This window comes from Desulfosediminicola flagellatus, from assembly GCF_005116655.2.
In the GTDB taxonomy this organism is placed as follows: domain Bacteria; phylum Desulfobacterota; class Desulfobulbia; order Desulfobulbales; family Desulfocapsaceae; genus Desulfopila; species Desulfopila flagellata.
In genome coordinates this window covers 5856090-5878800 of record NZ_CP050698.1, presented here as the reverse complement: position 1 = coordinate 5878800, position 22711 = coordinate 5856090, and the positions used below count along the sequence as shown (strand labels likewise).

Sequence of the window (22711 nt, the reverse complement as noted above, 5' to 3'; positions counted from 1 at the left end):
CATCCAAGAACTGTGCTTTTCACCTAACTCTTCGTTGCTCTCCAGATTTTATCCTCCCTATTTCATACACTACCGCAAGTGGCTTGTAACATTTTTCAGCTGCGTAAAAAGGGTTCAGTCCGAAAATCTCCTGGCGCAGATATCTTGATAAGAGATGAGTACGGTTAATGGTGGCGAAACCGGCTAACAGGCAAACATTTTCCATGCCCTTCATAAATTACGAGAATACTGCTATCGTATAATTATTGGTAACAGCTATCTATTATCAGTGAGTCCAAAGCGTTTGCATAATGTGCAACTGGTGTCAACAACCAGCTGGAAAACTGTCCTGGTTGTCAAAGGTGTGTCAGTGCTGAATCCATACGAAATACTCATTGAGAGTTTCGGGGGGTGTGACCAAAAGCCTCTCTGTTTTCTATATATCTGGTAACGGCTTGTCGATATAATACTCTGACAGCTCGCTTCGCTAACAAATCTTATAGATTAGGTGGCAGGAATTCTTAAGGAACCCAAAATTCAACGCGGCTGGATGAGTCGTGAGTTCAAGCAAAATATATTTCACCTCATCCTTTCTTCGTTAGTGATAAATCTATTGGCTCTGGCGATGCCAATCATGATGTTGCAAGCCTATGATCGTATTCTGCCGAATCATGGCGTAGGTACCCTGTCATTGCTTGTCCTTGTAGTGTTTACTGCAGTAGTACTTGAAATGTCACTACGAATTGCCAGGTCATACCTTACTTCGTGGTCTGGTGCCGTTTTTGAGCATACGACATCCTGCTTGGCAATGAAGCAGATACTCAGTGCAGTGACCGAGCATTTTGAGCAGCATGGATCAGGCGCTTATCTACAGAAAATGGCGGCAATAAGCCGATTGCGTGGGTTTTATTCTGGTCAGGCACTGCTGACTATTGTTGATCTCCCGTTCATATGTATTTTTTTGTACTTGATCTGGTATATCGCCGGAGACCTCGTTTATGTTCCTTTAGGGTTATTCCTGCTTTTTTGTCTGCTCGCCTGGACTGTAGGGTATCGTTTGCGCAAACAGGTGCAGGAGCAGGATTTCAGCAGCAAAATTCGATATAATTTTATTATCGAGACGTTATCCAATATTCATACCCTGAAAGGTGTGGGGCTGGAGAAGTTCTTCCTGCGGCGCAACGACAGGCTGCAGGGCCGGATATCCCAAGCGCACTATCAGGTTGCACTGACTAACACTATTGCTATGAACTGTGGTGCTCTCTTTGCCCAGATCATGACTGTTGCGGTAGTCTCTCTAGGCGCAATCAAGGTCATTCATGGAGAGATGGGAACGGGTGGACTTGCCGCCTGTGTGCTATTGTCCGGCAGGGTTATGCAGCCAGTCCAGCGCGCAATGTCGCTGTGGACAAGGTTCCAGTCGTTCTTTGTCGATAAGAAGGAACTGAGTGATATTTTTAACCTGCCCACCATTGAGTACAGTTACACTAAAGAAATGAAGCGGCTGGAAGGGCATGTGGTATTTGATAATGTCTCTTTTAGTTATATGGGGGCCAAAAAGAAGCTTTTTGAAGATATCAGCCTTGAGCTGAAAGCAGGGGATTCAATATCTGTTTCAGGTGCTGCTGGTTGTGGCAAGACAACATTCATGCAGCTTATTACCGGTATAGTTGCACCGACTGAAGGAATAATCACCGTTGATGGTAATGAGCCGCATCGCGTATTGCCGTCACTTTTAAATAGTCATGTTGGTTATCTACCTGAGGAAGGGACTATATTTCATGGAACAATTCGCGAAAATCTAACGTTTTTCGGAACTACCCGGGAAGAGGACGCGATGATCGCAGCCAGGTTTTTGAAAATTGATGAAGCTGTGGCGATTTTACCGGAAGGGTTCGACACCCTGCTCACGGATAATGTGACTGACCCCGTGCCGCCCGGCCTGAAGCAGCGAATTGCCATAGCCCGTGTACTGGCAAACAAGCCGCGGGTGATTCTGTTTGATAATGCCGACCGCAGTCTTGATAAAGGGGGCTACAACCTGATCTTTACATTGCTTGGACGACTAAAGCGTAGAACTGTGTTGCTAATCATTTCCGATGATCGAAATATACTCCGACTGGCGGATAAAGAATTTTTTCTCAGTAAAGGAAGACTCTATGAATCAATGCCGGCAGATTCAAAGATTCACTCCATCCTTCCTTTCAGGGAGTTCCGGGTATGAGTGGTGAGTTACACCTGTTTAAAGAATCACAAAACATGCAGGATGTGTTGGCACCGGCTAAATGGCTGGGGTTGGACAGGGTCTCAGAATATGCTCAGACCTTAACGTTTTTATTAAGCGCGCTGAGTTGGAGGGGGCAGATATCCCAGGTTTGTGAGGCATTGCCGCATATGCCTGGAGAGCTGGACCAGATAGATTTAGTCAATATCATGATAAATCTTGGTTTTAATGCAGAAAGTTCGACGGTGAGGCTGCAGAGCTTTGATACCAGGCTTGCCCCCTGTCTCTTTCTTGCCGATGAAGACAGCGGCTGCCCAGAACGGGCGCTTGTACTGCTCCCGGCTCCGGAACTTGAAGGAACCAAGGCATATGATCCCCTCCAGAATAAAGTCTTGCCGCTATCCGATTTTTCAAACTGCCGGGGAGAACTCTATATTTTCTCACAGCGGACGAAGGAGTCGACAGCTAAGGACAAGATTTCAACAAACGTCTCTGACAGTCCGTTTACCTGGTTTCGTAATTTGTCAAAACGATTCGACACAATTTTTTTCCAGACTTTTTTTGTCAGCCTGCTCATCAATATTCTGGCGCTCACCTCATCGCTGTTTGTCATGGTTGTGTATGATAAAGTGATAGGAACCCGGTCTATCGATACACTCAAGTACATTATTTTCGGAGTCTTGATTGCCATGATTCTGGAGACTGTGCTCCGGTATCTGCGTGCACGTAGTCTCGCCTATTTCGGTGTGAGAGTGGATGCTATCACCAGCCAGATCATTTTTGAGAGATTGTTGTTTTTGCCTCCGCGGCTGATTGAAGGCTCATCTATTCCTTCTCAGGTTGCACGTATCAAAGATTTTGACTCGATCCGTGATTTTTTCTCAGGCCCCACTGGAATAAGTGTGTTGGAGCTGCCATTTACGCTCATCTTTATTTTTACTATAGCGGTGATAGGCGGGCCGCTGGCAATTGTCCCGGTGCTTCTGGCCGTCTGCTATTTTATTCTTGGGGCGGTATTTCTGCCGCGAATACAGGCGAGCACAGAAAAAGGTGCCCAGGCCAGCGTAAATAAGCAGGCCCTGCTGGTGGAAACCATGAAAAAGAGCAGGGCACTACGAGCCCATGGGCTGGGTGATGCCTGGCTTAAGCGATTTAATATTTTATCGGGAGAAGCTGCGCTTACCAGCTTTACCTCAGCCTTTCTGACTTCGTTTATAGAAGCTTTTGCTTATGGACTTTCTATTATTGCAGGTGTTTCGACTCTAACGACCGGGATTTGGCTCGCCTGGCAGGGGCATGTTACACTGGGAGGGTTGATAGCTTCAATGATGCTGGTCTGGAGGGTGCTGACTCCGATGCAGTCGATCTGCAATTCCCTTGTGAGGATTCGGTATATTTTCAGGTCTATCAATCAGGTGCATAAACTGATCAAGACTCCACCTGAGGGAAAACTGGCGACAGTAACCGTCGACCCTGTTCAACTACATGGTAATATAACGTTTAATGGTGTCGGGTTGCGCTACAGCGGTGATAGAAGCCCGGTCCTATCCGGCCTGACACTGGATATCAAAAAGGGAGAGATTATTGCTATTGCGGGTGCTTCGGGCAGTGGTAAGACCTCACTTTTAAAGCTTGTTAATGGTCTATACGACCCGCAGGTGGGGTCGATACTTATCGACGGTCTTGATATTCGCCAGAGAGACCCTATCCAGCTGCGGAAAAATATATCTTATGTCCCACAAGTGGTGGAGCTTTTTCATGGTAGTCTGGAGAAAAATCTGCGGATGGTAAAACCTGACGCATCTGATGAGGAATTGTACGAAGCGCTTCGCTGGGCTGGGGCACTGGAAGATGTCAAGGCGATGCCGGAAGAGCTGAATACCTATATCGGCGATTATCGTTCAGAGCAGCTCTCTTCAATTCTGACGTTTCGTTTGAGTCTTGCTCGCGGTTATCTGCGTGACGCGCCGTTGATGATTTTTGATGAATTTCCCTCTGCAGTTCTCTATGAAAGTACCGGTGAGATGTTTAGAAGATTTCTTGTGGACAAAAGAGGTGAAAAAACAATTCTTTATGTCACAGAGCGTACAGAAGATGTTCTGCTTGCAGACAGGTTGGTCTACCTCCCCGGCAACGGCCAGGTGCTGGCTGGTGACCCGGAAGAATTGCTTAATGCACTGCAACGATAATCGAGAAAAATAATACAGTAGTTCGGTTTTTGGGTCAGATACTCATTATGGGAAGAAAAGGAAAGGATTCGAAAAATCAGTTACGGTTGCTCTCGCAGTCAGCAATGCTGGAAGAGGCAAGAACCCCGTATCTTATTCGCACGACAATGCTACTCATCTGTCTGGGATTTATTGCTTTTGTCGCCTGGGCGGGTATTGCTCAGATAACTGAAAAGGCAACTGCTCTTGGCGAGATTGTTCCTTCGGGTCATGTCCAGTCTGTTCAGCACCTTGAAGGCGGAATTGTTGATGCGATCCTGGTACGCGATGAGCATCATGTGAAAAAGGGACAGGTGCTTATTCGCATGAGTGGTGAAGCAATAAAAAGTGACCTAAAGCGGCTTCGAAAAAAACTCCAGATTCTGGATCTCCAGATTGCCCGCTTTCATTCATTTTTGACAGGTGATTACTCCACTCTTGAAAAACTGACTAACGAGCATGACGATCTCTCCACATCGCAGAGATTGATCCTGGAAGGCATGATTGAGGCGAGCCTGCGCGGCCAGGAGGTTATTCAGCGACAAATCACTCAGAAAGAAGAGCAGGTCAGGTTGCTGCAGCGTGAACTTGCCACGGCAAGAGAAGGTCTTACAATTGCCCGCACCGCCTTTGCAACACAGAATGAGCTGTTTAATGAACGTTTGGTATCAGAAACAACATATCTGGCGGTTGTTAAGGAAATGAATGAACAGCAGGGGAAGGTGGATACTCTGCAAATCAAGATCATCCAGGGCAGAGACCTGATCGGTGAGTATGAATCGCGTCTGCAATCCACAATATCCGAGGCTCGGGAAAAGGTATTACAAAAACTCGGCGATGTTGAGGAAAAACGCTTTGAAACACAGGATTTGTATGAAAAAGCGTTATTGCAGGTAAATCGGCTTGAAGTTCGTGCGCCTACCAATGGGGTGGTAAAGGGTCTTGAAGTTAATACTATTGGCGGAGTTATCAGGCCGGGAAGCAGGCTTATGGAAATTGTACCTTCAGGGGGCGAACTTTTTGCTGAAGTAAAAGTTTCTCCCAACGATATAGGTCATATAAAAATTGGATATCCGGTAATTATCAAAGTTACTTCGTATGATTTTTCACGATACGGGTCAATAGATGGCAAAGTTACCGGTTTATCAGCAACCACATTTACTAATGAACAGGGACAGAGTTTTTACAAGGGAGTAATATCACTAGGTAAAAACTATGTTGGTAATGTCGAAGGGAGAAATGTGATACTTCCTGGCATGATTGTTAATGTCGATATTATAACGGGTACCAAGAGTCTGCTGGCGTATTTTCTCAAGCCGATTCATAAGGCCTTAAATTCAGCATTCTCAGAACGGTGAGATGTTCAATTTTTTGAAAAAATTACACGATGACAATGGTTATAGAAACTTCTAAGGCAACAACACGGAGGGGAACAATTCTGGCAGTAGATGATAACCCTACGGCTTTGCATCTCCTTGTCAGCGTAATGGAAAAAAATAACTACGAGGTTGAGCAGGCGCGAAACGGGGTCGAGGCAATGGATGCGCTTTATGCCAATCCAGATAAATTTGATGCATTATTGCTCGACCGTTTGATGCCGGAGATGGATGGGATGGAAGTAACGAGAAAAGTTTTGACTGATCCTGTTCTGAAATTTATTCCCATCATCATGCAGACTGCGGCAGACAAGCCAGAGGAGATCAGTGAAGGGATTAAAGCGGGAGTCTTCTATTATCTGACCAAGCCAATCGAGAGGAAGACGCTGTTATCCGTTGTCTCAGCTGCAGTTAACGAAATCCAGCAGAGACGGATTCTGCAGGCCGAAATGCGCCGCAACCGTATGAGTTTCGGACTGATTGAGGTGCTGAAGTCCCGCTTCGCCTCTATTGAGGAGGGAAAGAGTCTCGCTTCTTTTCTTGCAAACTGTTTTCCAGATCCAGAGAGGGCGCTTACCGGTATCTCGGAGCTTCTTGTTAACGCTGTAGAGCATGGAAATCTTGCGATTAACTATGAAGAGAAGACTATGCTTATGCATGCCAACACCTGGCATGATGAGGTTGAAAGAAGACTTCGGGCTCCTGAGTATAGGGACAAAAAGGTATTGGTTATTTTCGAGAAACGAGATGATATCTATTATTTGCAGGTAACCGATGAGGGTAAAGGATTCAATTGGAAAAATTTTATGGAGTTCGACCCGTCGCGAGCTTCCCACAACCACGGTCGCGGCATTGCCATGGCTAACAAACTGTCGTTTGATCGTCTGGTCTACAACAAGCAAGGTAATCAGGTAACCGCGATCATGGAGCCTATCAAAGAAAGTGGGGAAATAGATGATTACTGGGGGTGAGCCTGGGGAGCTAAACTCATCTGCTCAACATGATCAGTCTTTTCAGTATACAGCCTTTTAGAAGGGTGTCTGAGAACAGGAAATCTTTGCTCGTCTGCTAACCATCCCGCTTGTGTGTATTGTATCTGATGCACTGTTAAACAGTTATAACTCACGGTTGAGGTAAGGAAGGGCTGTCGGCTGAATGGTTACTTTCATTAATGGCTTCCTCAACTTGAAGTTCACTATAGTAATTCGAAGCTCTGAATTGTCTTTACCTCTTTATCTTACTGTTTTCAGTAAGATCTCTTGTGCTCTACTCTACTCAACTTATTCAGATAAATCGCTTGCGTCGTTTTGCGAGTACAGGGCATGTTTCTTGCATTATGTTTACGAGGGTATGTTCTGATTGACTACTCTTGAAGTAATTGAAAATGCGAAATACTTCGCCCTTGACCTTGTCGCCTTTAAAGAGTTCCCCCAGTGATAATATCAGTTGAGTATCCCGGAGAATTTTAGCAGAACCAGCAGAAGTTCCTTTATGGAGAATAAAAATGCCTGATAACAACACCCCCAAAAACACTCAGAATCCTCCTCAAGGTGAAGGCATTAACACTACTGATAGCTGGTTCGATGTTCAGACTGATGATGGTAGTCAGGCGGAAAATCTCAAAGCTAAGAACTGGGAAACGCGAGATGGATTTACCGATGATTCATCGGTGGCGGGTAATCTTCACTATGGTGACACGACAGAGAAGACTCCTCTTGGTTCAGTATCTGGTGTGACGGCAACATCTGGGGCAGTTAACGAGTTTGGGGTAGGGGAAGGTGACAGTCTTTTTGAGATTGGCGAGTTTGAAGGCACTTTTGGTTCTCTAAGCATTGAAGAGAATGGAGAGTTTACCTATTTGCTGGATACTGAGCAATCGGCTGCGCGGCAGCTGGGTGAAGGTCAATCTGTAGTAGAAACGTTCAATGTGCAATCGGCCAATGGTTCGATATACCAGTTGGTAATACGGATTGACGGTACAGATGAGATACCATCTCTCAGTGTTGTGTCAATTGCTGCCGATAATGTGGATGGCGTAAAGTCTCTAACATTTCCAATTTCAGAAGATGATGGGAATGTCACTGTTGCAGCAGAAAATGGAACAATAGTTACCAATGATGACGGAACAGTTACTTTTACACCGCAGGAAGGAAATGACGGTGATGATACCATAACGATTATCAAAGAAGATGATGGTACATCAGTTGTTGAAAAAGTTAAGGTTACAACCAATCAGCTTCCTACTCTGGAAGTGGTCTCTACCGCTACTGTGGATGAAGATGGTTCAAAGACGATTTCATTTACAGCATCCGATCTTGACGGCACAGTTACCACTACGGCCGAATCTGCAAATGGTACGGTTACCGTCAATGATGACGGAACAATAATCTATCAGCCAGATGCCGATTTTAATGGTGCCGATACTATCACAGTAACAACGACCGATGATGATGGTGCTTCAGTCGTCAAGACAGTTGCAATCACTGTCAATGATGTTAACGATGCCCCTAGCCTGGATGTTGTGTCCACAGCCACTTTAGATGAAGATGGTTCAAAGACGATTTCATTTACAGCATCCGATCTTGACGGCACAGTTACCACTACGGCCGAATCTGCAAATGGCACGGTTACCGTCAATGATGACGGAACAATAACCTATCAGCCAGATGCGGATTTTAATGGTGCCGATACTATCACAGTAACAACGACCGATGATGATGGTGCTTCAGTCGTCAAGACAGTTGCAATCACTGTCAATGATGTTAACGATGCCCCTAGCCTGGATGTTGTGTCCACAGCCACTTTAGATGAAGATGGTTCAAAGACGATTTCATTTACAGCATCCGATCTTGACGGCACAGTTACCACTACGGCCGAATCTGCAAATGGCACGGTTACCGTCAATGATGACGGAACAATAACCTATCAGCCAGATGCGGATTTTAATGGTGCCGATACCATTACTGTAACGACCACCGATGACGACGGTGCTTCGGTAGTCAAGACAGTTACAGTCACGGTCAATGATATCAATGACGCCCCAAGCCTTGATGTAGTATCCACAGCCAGTGTTGATGAAGATGGTTCAAAAACGATCTCATTCACCGCATCCGATATTGATGGCACAGTTACCACTACCGCAGAATCAGCCAATGGTACTGTTACCGTCAATGATGACGGAACAATAACCTATCAGCCAGATGCCGATTTTAATGGTGCAGACACCATTACTGTTACAACCACCGATGACGATGGTGCTTCAGTAGTTAAGACAGTTGCAGTCACGGTCAATGATATAAATGACGCCCCAATCCTTGATGTAGTATCCATAGCTAGCGTTGATGAAGATGGTTCAAAGACGATCTCGTTCACCGCATCCGATCTTGATGGCACTGTTACAACTACGGCCGAATCAGCAAACGGCACAGTAACTGTTAATGATGATGGTACAATCACCTACCAGCCAGATGCCGATTTCAATGGTGCTGATGCTATTACTATAACGACTACCGATGACGACGGTGCTTCAGTAGTTAAGACCGTTGCAGTCACGGTCAATGATATAAATGACGCCCCAAGCCTTGATGTAGTATCCATAGCTAGCGTTGATGAGGATGGTTCAAAGACGATTTCATTCACCGCATCCGATCTTGATGGCACTGTTACCACTACGGCCGAATCAGCCAATGGCACGGTAACTGTTAATGATGACGGAACAATTACTTATCAGCCAGATGCGGATTTTAATGGCGTTGATACGATCACTGTAACGACCACCGATGATGATGGTGCTTCAGTAGTTAAGACAGTTGCAGTTACGGTCAGTGATGTAAATGATGCACCGACCCTTGAAGTAGTATCCACAGCCAGTGTTGATGAAGATGGTTCAAAAACGATCTCATTCACCGCATCCGATATTGATGGCACAGTTACCACTACCGCAGAATCAGCCAATGGTACTGTTACCGTCAATGATGACGGAACAATCACCTATCAGCCAGATGCAGATTTCAATGGTGCTGATACTATTACTGTAACGACTACCGATGACGACGGTGCTTCAGTAGTTAAGACAGTTGCAGTCACGGTCAATGATGTAAATGATGCTCCGACCCTTGAAGTAGTATCCACAGCCAGTGTTGATGAAGATGGTTCAAAGACTATCTCGTTTACTGCATCAGATCTGGACGGCACAGTTACAACCACCGCAGAATCAGCCAATGGTACTGTTACCGTCAATGATGACGGAACAATCACCTATCAGCCAGATGCGGATTTTAATGGTGCAGACACCATTACTGTTACAACCACCGATGACGATGGTGCTTCAGTAGTCAAAACTGTTTCAATAACAGTAAATGATGTTAACGATGCTCCGTCGCTTGATGTTGTCTCAACACTTGCTATTGAAGAAAATGGTAGCAAATCTTTCTCATTTTCAGCATCTGATATTGACGGCACGGTTATAACTTCTGCAGAGGCAGACAACGGTACTGTAATTGTCAACAACGATGGTACTATTACCTACCAGCCTAATGGGGATTATAGCGGAAGTGATACTATAACTGTCACGGCCACTGATGATGACGGTGCCTCAGTAGTGAAGTCTGTGGATGTTACTGTTACTGAATCCATAGTATTGGAAGAGACACCTCTGCTTTCAGTATCACTTGGCGAAGCAACTACTGTCACTTCAACAGGACAGTCTGTTGAAATCAGCGCAGATAGTCCAAATATTTATTCTTTTGGTGATGCAGGTTCTGTTGTTGATAGTTCAGGTAACCTGAATTTATCAAATGGAAACTCTACTACGAGCAACAGCTATAATGCCGGCAACGGATTAGGCGTTGCCTCAGCCGGTGAGAAAGGGAATGAGGCGAATAAGATAGATGAGAATGAAGCGATTGCTATTGATCTTGAGCAATCAACTCAATCTGTTGAATTAACCCTTAAGCATCTTAAAGGCGAAACGACAACCTGGACAGTTTATGACGAGTCAGGCCAACAGGTAGACAGCGGGACTATTGAGGGGCCGAATAAAGATTCCTCCTTTACTGTTGAAATTCAACCATCCGGAGACTTTCGGTATATAGTTCTACAGGGGAATGAAGGCTCAAAAGCTAATGGGTTTAACGTACAATCAATTGGTTTCACTCCGGTGGACAATACGGAATACCCGCTCAATATTACCACTGGCCTAATCGATGCTCCTTCGAGCGCAAACGCTAGTTTAACCGTCACCAATTTGCCGGATGGCGGGGTTCTTTCCAGCGGTACGCAAAACGACGACGGCAGCTGGACACTCACCCCGGATGAGCTGGCAGACCTTACCCTTTCTGTTCCGGCTTCCAACCATAATGACTTTGAACTTACTGTATCAAGCTCACATCAGGACGATGAAGGGTCGACGGTAACATCAAGTGTTACAATTGGCAAAGCTGACAGCGGCACCGGTACCGATTCCATTTATGTGGGTGACAGCAATGTAGCCATTGCAGCAGGAGATGGAGATGATCGTATTCAGGCAGGAGGTGGTACTGATGAGATTGATGGCGGGGCTGGAAACGATACCGTATTTTTTACCGGTAATGCCAATGATTATTCCATAACCAAGAGCGGTGATTCTCTGGTGGTAAATGATACGGTTGATGGAAGGGATGGTACTACCACCCTTGCAAATACCGAATCCATGGAGTTTGCAGATGAAACGATCAGTGTTGAAGATTTTGTGGCTGATCCGCTCACTGCCAACTTCCGCTTTAATACCGATGACGGGTCTTACACCTATAATACCGGCGGTGAGGTGAAAGATGAGGCGCAATTCCAAGGTGATGCGCATATCGAGGATGGTGTCCTCACTCTTGACGGCGATGGTGATTATCTCAAGGTCACGTCCTCAACGGATATTAATCTTGCTGATGTCAGGCAGCGTACAGCGTCTTTCTGGATCAAGTCTGATCAATCAGAAGGTCGGATGATGGTCTATGAAGAAGGTGGGAATAAAGCTGGCCTCAATGTGTATATAGAAGATGGCAATCTCTATATAGGTGCTTTTGCCAGCAATGACGGGAATATTGAAGGTAGCTTTATCGTGGCCGAGGATCCCAACGGACAGCAGATTCTCGTAACCGATGATGAGTGGCATCATGTGGCTGTCACCCTGGATGGTGATGATGTTGTCTCTGATAATGGTTTAACTGCCTACCTCGATGGAGAGAATGTCGGTGTCGCGCAAGGACATGCACTTGGTGTTCATCCCGATCCAACCGGTATCGGTGGTGTAAACGGTATGTCTCTGCTCCATACTGGTGAAGTTGTGCAAGGTGGTATGCACTTTAACGGAAAGATTGATGATGCCAAAATTTTCAGCTCTGCTCTTGATGAAGAGGGCGTTAAGGAGATGTATCAGAATCCTCCTGAAGGAGTGGTCGCCGACAATATTGAAGGTGAACTGGTAGAAGATATTACCATCGATGTACCATCGGTTGAGTTTGGTTCGGATATTGATATAGAGACGCCCATTACAGATGAAAGTGAAGAGGATTCTCTTACAGCTTCCGACGATTTAGACGTTCAGTCTGACCTTTCAGCAGAGGAGGCGGAAAGTACAGATGACGTATCGCTTGGCGGGTCTCTTGATGCAGAACTTCCTTCCAACGGTTTCTCTGAAAACCATTCCATGGAACAGGAAAACAGTTATGAGGACAATGACTCTCTATCAGGGGCTGCCACGGATAATCAAACAGCCGATCTTTCTGGAGACTCGATAGGAACAGGAGAGGACGTTGCAGATGATCCATATGATTTCATGACCGAAAGTCCGGATATTATAGCTGAAGAAGATATTGGTTTTACACCTTCAATCGTGGTGGATGATCAGGAAATGTCAGATGATGACAGCTCTTCCGGTGATACCGAGAAGTTCCTGGTGACCGGTAACGGTGAAAAAGGATCTAAAGATAGTTCGGGAGGTGTCGATAAATTTGTTGTCACCAATAATGATTCGGAACTCGATGATATGAGTTCTATGGATGGACTTGACACGACTTCAGCCAATCCTCAAGAGGAACAGGAAGAAATTGGTCTGGCTGGTGAAGAAGCACCACCTCTGGATAGTGTCGATCAGCCTGTCGTTATTCCAGAAGATGTTGCCTGAACAAAAACAGGATAATGTCCAGTAGGGCATAGGAGACTGTTGGAGCTGGGCGACGAGTAAAAAAGGTCAGGAATCTGGTTTTCTAGCGAGCAGTTCTCAGTCCTATATCTTCTTGGGGCTGTAGATTTAGGCCAACCCATCCCGGTGTCGAACCGGAGCCTACAGCCCATCATTCTCACAAGGGAATGGAGGCAAATTAACTCAATGAATAGCGTGCGACTGCAGTGCGCGATTGAGAAAAATTACATTGCTGGTAAAAAGGATAACTATCTGTGGATAGAAGACTATTGCCGAAAGATGTTCACATCCTCCATTTTTTCATCACCTCCGCTTTACACACCTTAACAGCCGTTATGCTTGTCGTTTGGGTATCGACCGCTGGTTCCGCAACAGAGACATCATTCTCCTCAGAAGAGGAAAAGGTCATTGAAGAGTTCACAGCGTCAGATTCGACTGTGCGCATGCCGGAAATCATTGCTGTGTATGAAAAACTCTTTTTCCTCGCCTATCAGCAGGCCCCTGAGATTTTGGTTGCCAGAAGCCTGAAACAACAAAAGCAGCATGAACTGTATACTGCACAGGCCAGACGGTATTCCCCTTCGCTCCAGGGTGCTCTTTCGCAGGTACATGAACTGCATTATGAGGCTCCTGAGATTGATCCTGACAATTTCCAGGACGGTAGAGACCATACTGATTGGGGATTGAGTATGAATCTGCCGATCTATAATAAACCATTGGGGGTTGCCCTTGACGTTGCGAAGGCCGAAGAAAAACTTGCGGTTAATACGCTGCTTATACAGACCCAACAACTAGACTTGAGGCTTAAAGAGCTTCTCGGGGGCTATCTTGAATCTACCTACAGGCTGTTTAATATCAGAAACTCGGTAAAAATTTCTTCCGGGCATGTGCAGAAAATTAATAAGGGGTATGAATTACGCGATCAAACTAAATTGCAATTGCTGCGGGCCCAGGCAAACCTTAAGGATCTTGAAACGCGCCGTGATCTTGATGAGCAGGCCCAGGAAGTAACATTTCGGGAGCTTCTCGACTTTACAGGGATAAGTAACGAAAATCCTGTTTTTGCACAGCTTGATGGCTTGTTACAAAACGAGATGGATATTGCAGGATGTATCAATTCCCTAGCGGCACTTGATGAGCAGTATCCAGAGATTGAGCATCAGGTCGAATTTGCCGAAATGTTAGAGTTGTACGAATTTTTCCAGGAAAACAGTGTGTTGTTTGAAGGGATTGTACTGACAAAGATGCTTGCGGATAATCAGTCTTTGCTGTTCACGCAAGATGAATGGTTTGATATCGCTGTGAGCGCCCAATATGATCGGCGCGAAGATACAGAGCTTGAAAAACTTGATGGTGAAGGAACTCTGGCTCTTGTTCTCTCAGTACCGCTTTTTTCAGGCGGAACGTCCTTTAGCAACGTCAAGACGAAGGCGATGGCACGAAAGGTTGCTGATATTACCAAAAATACTGAGCTGCGTACTCGGTTTCATGCAATTCTAAATACCAGAAAGCTTATAATTTCTTTGCAGAAGGTGTTGCAGACCCAGCAAGTCAATCTTAAACAGCAGAAGGAAATTGTAACCCTGTCGCTGAAGTCGTATCAGATTAAACAGACATCCATGCAAGATCTCCTTACATCCCAGAATAATCTTATTGATGCCAAGAACGCCCTGATGCAGACTACAACTCAGCTCGGAATTGCTGTCCGTCAATTCGCCTGGGAGCTGGGCAGGCCATTTCCCATCCCTGAACTTCCGAAAAACGACTAGGAGGGTGTCTGAGAATAAGGGTTTTGGTCAAAATCGAGACATTTTTAAAAAATAAGCACAGCCATATGATCGATATTGCGAGCATTATTCTTTGAAAATCCCGAAGAGTTTGAGAAAAAGCCATTGTCGGACAGCCTCCTAGGAGGCTGTCCGACAATAATTAAAGAGAATAGTTAAATTGTTTTTATCGTAGCTGAATTTCCTAGCAAATGGCAAACAGGTTGAGATGGAATGCTTATATATAACAGCATGATAAGCTGCATATTCTTGTTTTTTGTGTTAATTTGTATTCAATAAAACAAGAGAGGTTTCCTTATGTCACCCCCATTCAAAAATCTGCCATTAGAATTCAAACAACGGCAAATGTTTCCGAGCAATATCTTTGATCTGCTCCCTGACAATCATGAATGTTATCTGTATAACGATATTTTTCAGCAGCTTGACACCTCAAGTATTGAAAAACAGTATAGCATGCAAGGACAGCGTGCCTATCATCCCAAGTTGATTATCTCGATTCTCATATACGCATACAGTCATGGCCTTTTCAGCTCAAGACAGATAGAAGGACGGTGCCATGTAGACCTTGCTTATATGTATATATCAGGGATGTCATGCCCAAATTTCCGAGTGTTAAGTGACTTTAGGAAAAATAATGCTGAATTTTTTCATGAATGTTTCAAGCAGAGTGTCCTGATAGCCATGCAATTGGGACTTGCGTCTCTTGGCCATGTAAGCTTAGACGGTTCAAAATTTAAGGCTGACACTTCTAAGCATAAGGCCATGAGTTACAAGAGACTCAAAGAAAAAGAACATGAATTACTAGCGGAAATTGAGAGCCTTATAGCGAAAGCAAAAAACTGCGATGAAGAAGAGGACAGGGAGTATAAGGAACCTACCGGATATGGTATTCCCGAAGATTTACAGTTCAAAGAAAAGCGATTAGCAAAAATACAGGCAGCCAAAAAAGCCTTAGAACAACGGGAGCAAGAACTACACCCCGGCAAAACCATTGAGGACAAAAAGCAAATTAGCTTTGCAGATACGGATGCCCGTATTATGGGAAAAAATAACGTCTTTGATTATCAGTACAATGGGCAAATATGTGTAGATGAGGATAAGCAAGTGATTGTTGCCCAACATCTGAGTCTAAATGCAAATGACAAGAACGAGGTTGAACCTGCGTTAGAAAATATACGGGAAACGACTGGCAGTTTTCCTTCAAAGATGAGCTTTGATAATGGTTACATGTCAGGTGATAATCTTGAGGCAATAAGATCGGCAAAACTCGATGCTTATGTAGCAACAGATAAAGCTGAGAAGAGAAGTGAAATTCCGTTAAATGATTCGGACCGCAAGCTCATAAAGGCTGATTTTATTTACAACGAGCGGGGTGATTTTTTCACCTGTCCTGGAGACCAATCCCTCGTTTTAATACGTACATCAAAATCGGGCAGGAAAACATATCAAGGCGACTCTGATGTGTGTGTTGAGTGCGATTATAAAAGCAGATGTTGCAAATCAACTCAGGGTAATGCTCGAACAATTAACACGGATGACAAAGAGCCCTTACGGCAACAGATGAATGAGAAAATGGAGAGGGTAAGCTCTAAAGAAATATATGGAAGACGAAAAGTTATCGTTGAACCAGTATTCGGACAGATAAAAAATATCGGTTTCAGAAGATTCAGTGTCAGAGGGTATGAGAAAGCAAGTGGTGAATTTTCCCTTGCATGCACTGCTCACAACATGAGGAAGTTACTGAGAGCGATCATAAATGGGGTAGTACGTTCAGAGGACGGCAAATTGTTGGCAAATCCTGCATAGTAATGATGGAGAGCCCTGATTCTCAGTATAATTGCATTATTCAGGCGTTTTTCAGGTGCATATTATAAGATTTACCTTTGCGCAGAGATATAAAGCTCCAGCGATTGCTAGGCTTTATGATTTGTCCGATTTAAAATTCCTGTTCTCGGACAGCCTCCTAGTGTCCTGTCATGCCTCAGATGTCTAATGCTGCTCGCCCTTTTCACTTCCTGGCTTCGTTACGCCTTCTGTTACATAGCGCTGCTATGCTCCATCAGTCGTGCCTTGCAGGAAAAGAAAAAAGCTTGGCATTATTACGACATTTGACACATGACATGACACTAGTGTCACGTTTTTTGGGCCGGATGTGGTCAGCTTTTTAACATCCGGCTCGCTCATAGTTTTAATTCTCTACAAGATTAAAAATATTGATGAGTTAGGTGGCCAAAATCCTCGTTCTCAAAAAGCACGTTTGTCATCAGCGATCAGGAGACTGTCGGATTGAGCGTTTTTACTACACCCTCAGCCAAGCTTACTTGGCAATATTTGGGTTAAACATGGCATGGAGAGCTGAAATATGTTCCGGGCCGATACCACAACATCCACCTATTATCGTCGCACCATGGTGGCTCCAGGCCTCAGCGAAATCAAGATAACCTAAGGGATCGAGATTCTCGCGAATATCCAGGATGTCTGAATTAGCCTGTGCATCCTGGTTTTGAGGTGGGAAGGCGTTTGCATAGGCACCGATCGGCAGGATGGTACCGAGGCGGTGCAGTTCGCTAAGTGCTGTGTCGATTGCCGGTAACATGACCTCCGGTTGGCTGCAATTGAACAAGATCGCCGCTGCCCCGATCTCAACCGAGGCCTTTACAGCATCGACCACTTTCTCGCCAGAACGTAAGCGTGGCACATTTCCCACTGACTCATCGCCATCCAGAAGTGTATATGCTAGCCAGATTGGCCGGTCATCTCCGGTAAGTGCCGCACCGACAGCTCTGGCCTCGGCGATTGAGCTTAAGGTCTCGGCAAGCCAAAGGTCAATATAGGGGGAAAGCGCATCGATCAACACTCGCAGCAGATGCGGTGCCTGTTCCGGGACGAAGAGGTCCGGCCTGTATGAACCGAAGAGTGGAGGTAACGAGCCTGCAACGCGACATCCGAAACTGTTGGCGACCTCAGAGGCAAGTCGACCAGAAAGTGCAGAAAGGGAAGCACCATCAGCAGAAAAGCGTGCTTCCCCTATATGGAAAGGCACAATAGCATAGCTGTTGGTTGTCAGGATGTTGCAGCCGGCTTCAGCAAAATTTTCGTGCGCCTGCCGCACCAGGTCTGGTGCCTCTATAAGCGCGAGGGCCGACCATTCTGGCTGCCGAAACGGCGCACCCATCCGCATAAGCTGTCGACCCATGCCTCCATCAAGCAGGGTGATTGGGGATGTATATTTGGTCTTCGCCATAAAAAATGTCTGTGTTGTGAAGATAAACGGTTTCACTGACAGCGTTCAGCAGTTGTGCTCGGCTGTTGTGATACCTGATAAGAGTAAAGTCGAAGGTAATTACGTAATCACAAATTCTTTCAAATGCTATAAAACTCACAACGATAAAACTATTTCTCAAGAAATTTGGGATAATGGAGAGCCCCTTTGTCCTTTCTAAGAAAGAGAACACGCTATTCTGAAGTGTAACCCTATAAATCTACAGTTGTGTTTTTGGTCTACCCATATCTCGTGGTTTATAGCACATAGAAATTATGAAAGGGTGTAAACGAGGTAACATCTTGGAAAATGATACATTACGTATGCTGCCAAGAGGGAAAATAATGCAATATCCCTGTAAGGTAGTCTCCTTGTGCAGGTCTGGACTATATACGCTTATGTATTGAATTTTTCGTGTAATTGTGATTAACAAGCTGATATCGAGTTGTTTTATTAATACTTCAGGTTAGAGGTGCAGTCATGCGAGTGGTTCCATTTTTCCCACGGTCTGAGAGCCGTTCGTATTGCTGGGTAATAGCTTTTGCCGGATTCCTCGGCCTGCTTGCCAGTCTTGGCCTCGGCCGCTTTTCGCTGGGGATGATGCTGCCTGGTATGGGTGCAGGACTGGGGCTTGATTATGCTCAGATGGGTCTGATCTCCACGGTCAATTTTTGCGGCTATCTTGTGGCTGTACTTTTGTGTGGCCGACTAAGCTCGATACTTGGAGCACGGGTGTTAATCTTCCTGGCCCTGCTTCTGGTCGGTGCTTCTATGTCTCTGGTTGGCCTTTCCTCAAGCCTGGTGGTGATCATTGTCTTGTATTGCCTGACCGGAATCGGCAGTGCTCTCTCCAACATCCCGATTATGGCACTTATATCGACATGGTTCGAGCCGGGAAGAAGGGGCAGGGCAGCAGGGCTTTGTGTGATGGGCAACGGGCTGGGTATTTTGCTCTCTGCCAGACTGGTCCCGGCGCTGAGCGGTACAGGGAGCGATTGGCGTTTAAGCTGGCTAGTGCTCGGAGGTGTAGTGCTGGCCATTGCTTTCTGCTGTGTATTGCTCATTCGCAACTCCCGGAATTCTTCTCCGATGAAAGAGCAGGGCAAGCAACAGGTTCGGTCTGGAAGGCTGACGGAAAGTCTTAAAGGAAAAAACCGCAAACTTATACTCCGTTGTGCAGCGATCTATTTTCTGTTCGGTTTCACCTATGTCATCTACATCACCTTTATGGTTACTTCACTTGTTCAGGAACGAGGGCTTTCAGAACAGGCAGCTGGAGACATCTGGTCATGGGTGGGATTAATAAGTCTTGGCTCAGGACCTCTCTTTGGTTATCTCTCAGACAAGTATGGGAGAAAATTTGCCTTGATGTTGGTTTTCAGCATTCAAACGGCTGCCTACCTTTTGGTGGCGATGAAGTGGCCCATGATTTCCGTGTATGTTTCGGTGGTGTGTTATGGTCTGGTCGCTTTCAGTGTACCCACCATCATCGCTGCACTGATTGGTGATTTTACCGGTCCGCAAGGTGTCGCATCCGTGTTTGGTTTTGTAACCTTTACTTTCGGAATCGGCCAGATTGCAGGACCGGCAATTGCCGGCAGCCTTGCCGAAATCACCACAAGTTTTTCTTCAAGCTTTTTCATGGCATCCTCTCTCACTATTATAGCGGTTTTCCTTTGCTATGGCTTACCTGCCCAAATGGATAGCGAAACCAGCTGAGAATAGTGATAAGTGCTGGTAATAAACTACTGGCCTGTCATGCCTCAGATGTCTAATCCTGCTCGCCGTTTTCACATTCTTACGACTTCTGACACTACGTATTCTGGGAAGTAAAACCAGAAATATCTCATCCACCATTCGAACTTCAGGCTGCGTGTTTGTTCTCTTCATTACACGCCATGACTGATGTCCACAGTATTCTATTTGTTTTTGATTGGAGTCGGTTCTATTGAGGAGAAACGTTGAGGGGAATTGAGGATCAATAACGGAATATAACAAAACAGCCCGATTTGCTATGAAGCAAACCGGGCTGTTCTGTGGAGTGAGGAGATTGAGATGCTCAAACTATACTTTTGATATCGGCAGAAAGGCTAAAAAGATTAAATGCTTTTATGGGAAAAAGTGCAGTCAACCTAGCGAACAAATGGGGGTTGAATGGAGGCTGAGGATAAAATGGGGACAAAGAAATTTTCTCAGGCAATGATTACCGAAATGATCGATTACGAGAGAATAATGGATGCCTTAGGAGGGGCACAGAGAATGGACAGTTGTTCTCAGATCTAGGGATTTTGATAATAACAAGCGGAGATATATGAATGATATTTCAAGCACTGGTATTACCGAAAATGACGAAGAGTTGGGGATAAATGGCATTCTAGGATAGCCTCCAGGGGAGGATGTTGGCAGTAATTACGCTAACGGGGCGGTAAGTTCCTGCATCGAGTCAATTGCCCAGGTAGGAGGAACAGGCAGAGAAGAGAGTGCAACATGACTCCAGTTAACAAAGACGGTGTCAATACCTGCACTTGAGCCACTGCAGATGTCAAAAAGTGCATCTCCGGTGAAGACACAATGGTGCTTATCGGCACCAAGGAGTTCAATGGCTTTCAGGGCTGGTTCGGCGTCAGGTTTGTGTTTTACAGTATCTTCAGGTGTTACGAGGATATCGAAATATTGTGCAGTGTTGGTGGATTCAAGGATTATATCAAGGCTATATCGCCTTCTGGAAGTGACGACAGCGAGTTTCTTACCTGACTCTTTGAGCATTTTAAGTGTGGACAGAACATGGGGGAAAGGTTTAACGCTGTCTTCCATAATCGTCAGCTGGTAGCGGAGATATTCATCGAGAATTCGATCATAATCAAGATCAGCGCCAAGATGAGAGATGAGCATATCCCGCAGTGGAAGCCCGATATCGTTGATAACGGCTTGTTTGTCTAAAACTCTGTCGGTGAATTCCCCTGCTACATGCTTGAAACAGTTAAAGATCAGATCTTTAGTGTCAAAAAGCGTTCCGTCAGCGTCGAACAGGTAGTGATCATATATTTTCATCTATTGCCCTTTTGTAGAATTGGTGGAGCGAAACGATACACTAAAAATTCGAAAGGAACAATCGTACCATGCTGCATGAAAATCGATGATCTGCGCAAGAAGTTTTGTAAGCTGCATAATTCTATTGGACTATCTGGTTAACACGATAAAGATAAGTGGAACAATTATTGAGCAGATAATCCAGAATATTGTTTTGGCTGTTGTGGCCCAGATATATCTTTGAGCTATTTCCGGTGGAGCTGAACAGGGGCCGGTTGTGTCTTCGGGGTAGAGAAAATAAACAAGCACACTCTTTATGGTTCGTATCTTCATGGTGTTCTCCCGTGATTGAGTAGTTGGTATATCAGGAGAATACAGTGGATGTTGATGAAGATTCCAATTGTCCTTTTGGATGACCCTGTTCAGAAATTATGATCACCATTGCTAAGACAGATAGTGTATGATTTGTAATCCAGGGAAAAATTCTACCAACGACTGCTATGGAACTTTATCAACTGAAAACATTTTCAATGGTTGCAGAGGAAGGAAATCTGACACGAGCGGCAAAACGTCTGTTTGCCAGTCAGCCTGCAGTAAGTGCGCATATTAAATCCCTTGAAGATGAGTTGGGGGTGAGTCTCTTTCAGCGATCTCCAAAAGGCATGATGCTTACTGCAGCAGGAATTCAGGTGAAAATGCATGCTGACAAGGTCTTTGAAGACATTGATGAGCTTGTCAGTGCCGCCAGACGACTCAAGTCCATAGTGCAGGGCAAATTGCGCATTGGGATCAACAGCGAACCTGAGTCTCTACGTATCACAGAGTTTTTTGATACCATGAAGGCGGACCATCCCGATATCCAGACCCATCTGTTGCAATGCATGAGCGGCGAAGTTTTTGAAAAACTGGCAAACGATGTGCTGGATGCCGGCTTTATGTACGGCAATGCTCAATCAGAAAAAATGCATATCCATGAATTACGGCAGCTACGATTGATTATTGCCGGGCCGCTTGACTGGCAAAACAAGTTGAAAAACATAACGCCTGAAGAACTTGGGCGATTTCCCTGGATAATGACACCTGAAAACTGCCCGTTTAATGCTGTTGCTGCCAACTTTTTTGAAAAATACGGACTGAATCCACAACAAGTGGCGCTGGTAGATCAGGAATCGATTTTAAAATCGGTTGTTAAGGCGGGAGCCGGTCTGGCATTTTTGCTTGAAGATGACGTGGTGACTTCTGCAGGTAGACCGGATATTGCTGTCTGGTCTGATGAGGAAATATACCTCCCTCTTTCTATAGTCTGCCTTAAACGAAGAAAAGATGAAGTCTTACTTGAGACACTCTTTTCAACATTGTCACGGGTCTGGAGTAGAGCAGTCCCTGCACGATAGCTATGAGTATTTATTGCTTACAGCAGGGAACCTCAGTGTAAAGACAACACCCTGATGATCTTATATCACTTTTTCAATAGTGGTTCCGGCGAGGCGCTCCTTCCGACGTTTTCTAGCAGTTGCCACTCTCAAGTTCCCCTTTTGGCCTGAATCTTTTCACACCCCTTACTCTTTTTACATGAAACAATTTGATCTTGACTCATCATCATGGTAGATGAGGTTATGTGTAAAAAAACGTTTTAAAAATAATGTTATTACAAATAGTTATATCTTGGGGG

12 protein-coding genes are annotated in these 22711 nt (G+C 45.2%); 9 read left to right on the top strand and 3 right to left on the bottom strand.

The genetic code is table 11. From position 1 onward, the window contains the following. Positions 1-487 precede the first annotated feature (487 nt). The 7 genes from FCL46_RS24340 (at position 488) to FCL46_RS24310 (ending at position 16553) form a co-directional block, all read left to right on the top strand. Positions 488-2203 (top strand): peptidase domain-containing ABC transporter, encoded by a 1716-nt coding sequence (locus FCL46_RS24340; RefSeq protein WP_136809088.1) that lies wholly within the window; start codon positions 488-490, stop codon positions 2201-2203. Continuing rightward, a complete protein-coding gene (locus FCL46_RS24335) occupies positions 2200-4392 on the top strand; it encodes a peptidase domain-containing ABC transporter (protein WP_136809087.1) in 2193 nt (730 codons plus the stop codon). Before FCL46_RS24340 ends, FCL46_RS24335 begins: the two co-directional genes overlap by 4 nt. A 47-nt stretch (positions 4393-4439) precedes the next feature. Further along, a complete protein-coding gene (locus FCL46_RS24330) occupies positions 4440-5768 on the top strand; it encodes an HlyD family type I secretion periplasmic adaptor subunit (protein WP_136809086.1) in 1329 nt (442 codons plus the stop codon). 35 nt (positions 5769-5803) lie between these two features. Then, positions 5804-6757, top strand: a complete 954-nt coding sequence (locus FCL46_RS24325; protein ID WP_167505983.1) for a response regulator — start codon at positions 5804-5806, stop codon at positions 6755-6757. 533 nt (positions 6758-7290) lie between these two features. After that, positions 7291-12942: a tandem-95 repeat protein gene (locus FCL46_RS24320; protein WP_176371625.1), complete on the top strand. Its 5652-nt coding sequence runs from the start codon at positions 7291-7293 to the stop codon at positions 12940-12942. A 272-nt stretch (positions 12943-13214) separates the two neighbouring features. Continuing rightward, positions 13215-14729 (top strand): TolC family protein, encoded by a 1515-nt coding sequence (locus tag FCL46_RS24315; protein WP_136809083.1) that lies wholly within the window; start codon positions 13215-13217, stop codon positions 14727-14729. Positions 14730-15044: 315 nt separating this feature from the next. Next, on the top strand, positions 15045-16553 hold the full coding sequence (locus FCL46_RS24310; RefSeq protein ID WP_136810870.1) for an IS1182 family transposase: 1509 nt from the start codon (positions 15045-15047) through the stop codon (positions 16551-16553). A 511-nt stretch (positions 16554-17064) separates the two neighbouring features. Here the strand turns inward: FCL46_RS24310 and FCL46_RS24305 are convergent. Then, a complete protein-coding gene (locus FCL46_RS24305) occupies positions 17065-17991 on the bottom strand; it encodes a homocysteine S-methyltransferase family protein (protein ID WP_136810616.1) in 927 nt (308 codons plus the stop codon). Between the two features lie 498 nt (positions 17992-18489). Between FCL46_RS24305 and FCL46_RS24300 the strand changes: the two genes are divergently transcribed. Further along, positions 18490-19728 carry an MFS transporter gene (locus FCL46_RS24300; RefSeq protein WP_136810617.1) on the top strand — a complete coding sequence of 413 codons (1239 nt, stop codon included), beginning with the start codon at positions 18490-18492 and terminating at the stop codon, positions 19726-19728. Between the two features lie 690 nt (positions 19729-20418). Here the strand turns inward: FCL46_RS24300 and FCL46_RS24295 are convergent. Both FCL46_RS24295 and FCL46_RS24290 read right to left on the bottom strand, forming a co-directional pair. After that, positions 20419-21060, bottom strand: coding sequence for an HAD family hydrolase (locus FCL46_RS24295; protein ID WP_136810618.1), 642 nt, complete (start codon positions 21058-21060; stop codon positions 20419-20421). Between the two features lie 129 nt (positions 21061-21189). After that, complete coding sequence (locus FCL46_RS24290; protein WP_136810619.1) at positions 21190-21372, bottom strand: hypothetical protein; 183 nt, start codon at positions 21370-21372, stop codon at positions 21190-21192. Positions 21373-21539: 167 nt separating this feature from the next. Here FCL46_RS24290 and FCL46_RS24285 point away from each other — a divergent pair, with 167 nt between their 5' ends. Next, complete coding sequence (locus tag FCL46_RS24285; protein ID WP_136810620.1) at positions 21540-22433, top strand: LysR family transcriptional regulator; 894 nt, start codon at positions 21540-21542, stop codon at positions 22431-22433. The last annotated feature ends 278 nt before the right edge of the window (positions 22434-22711 follow it).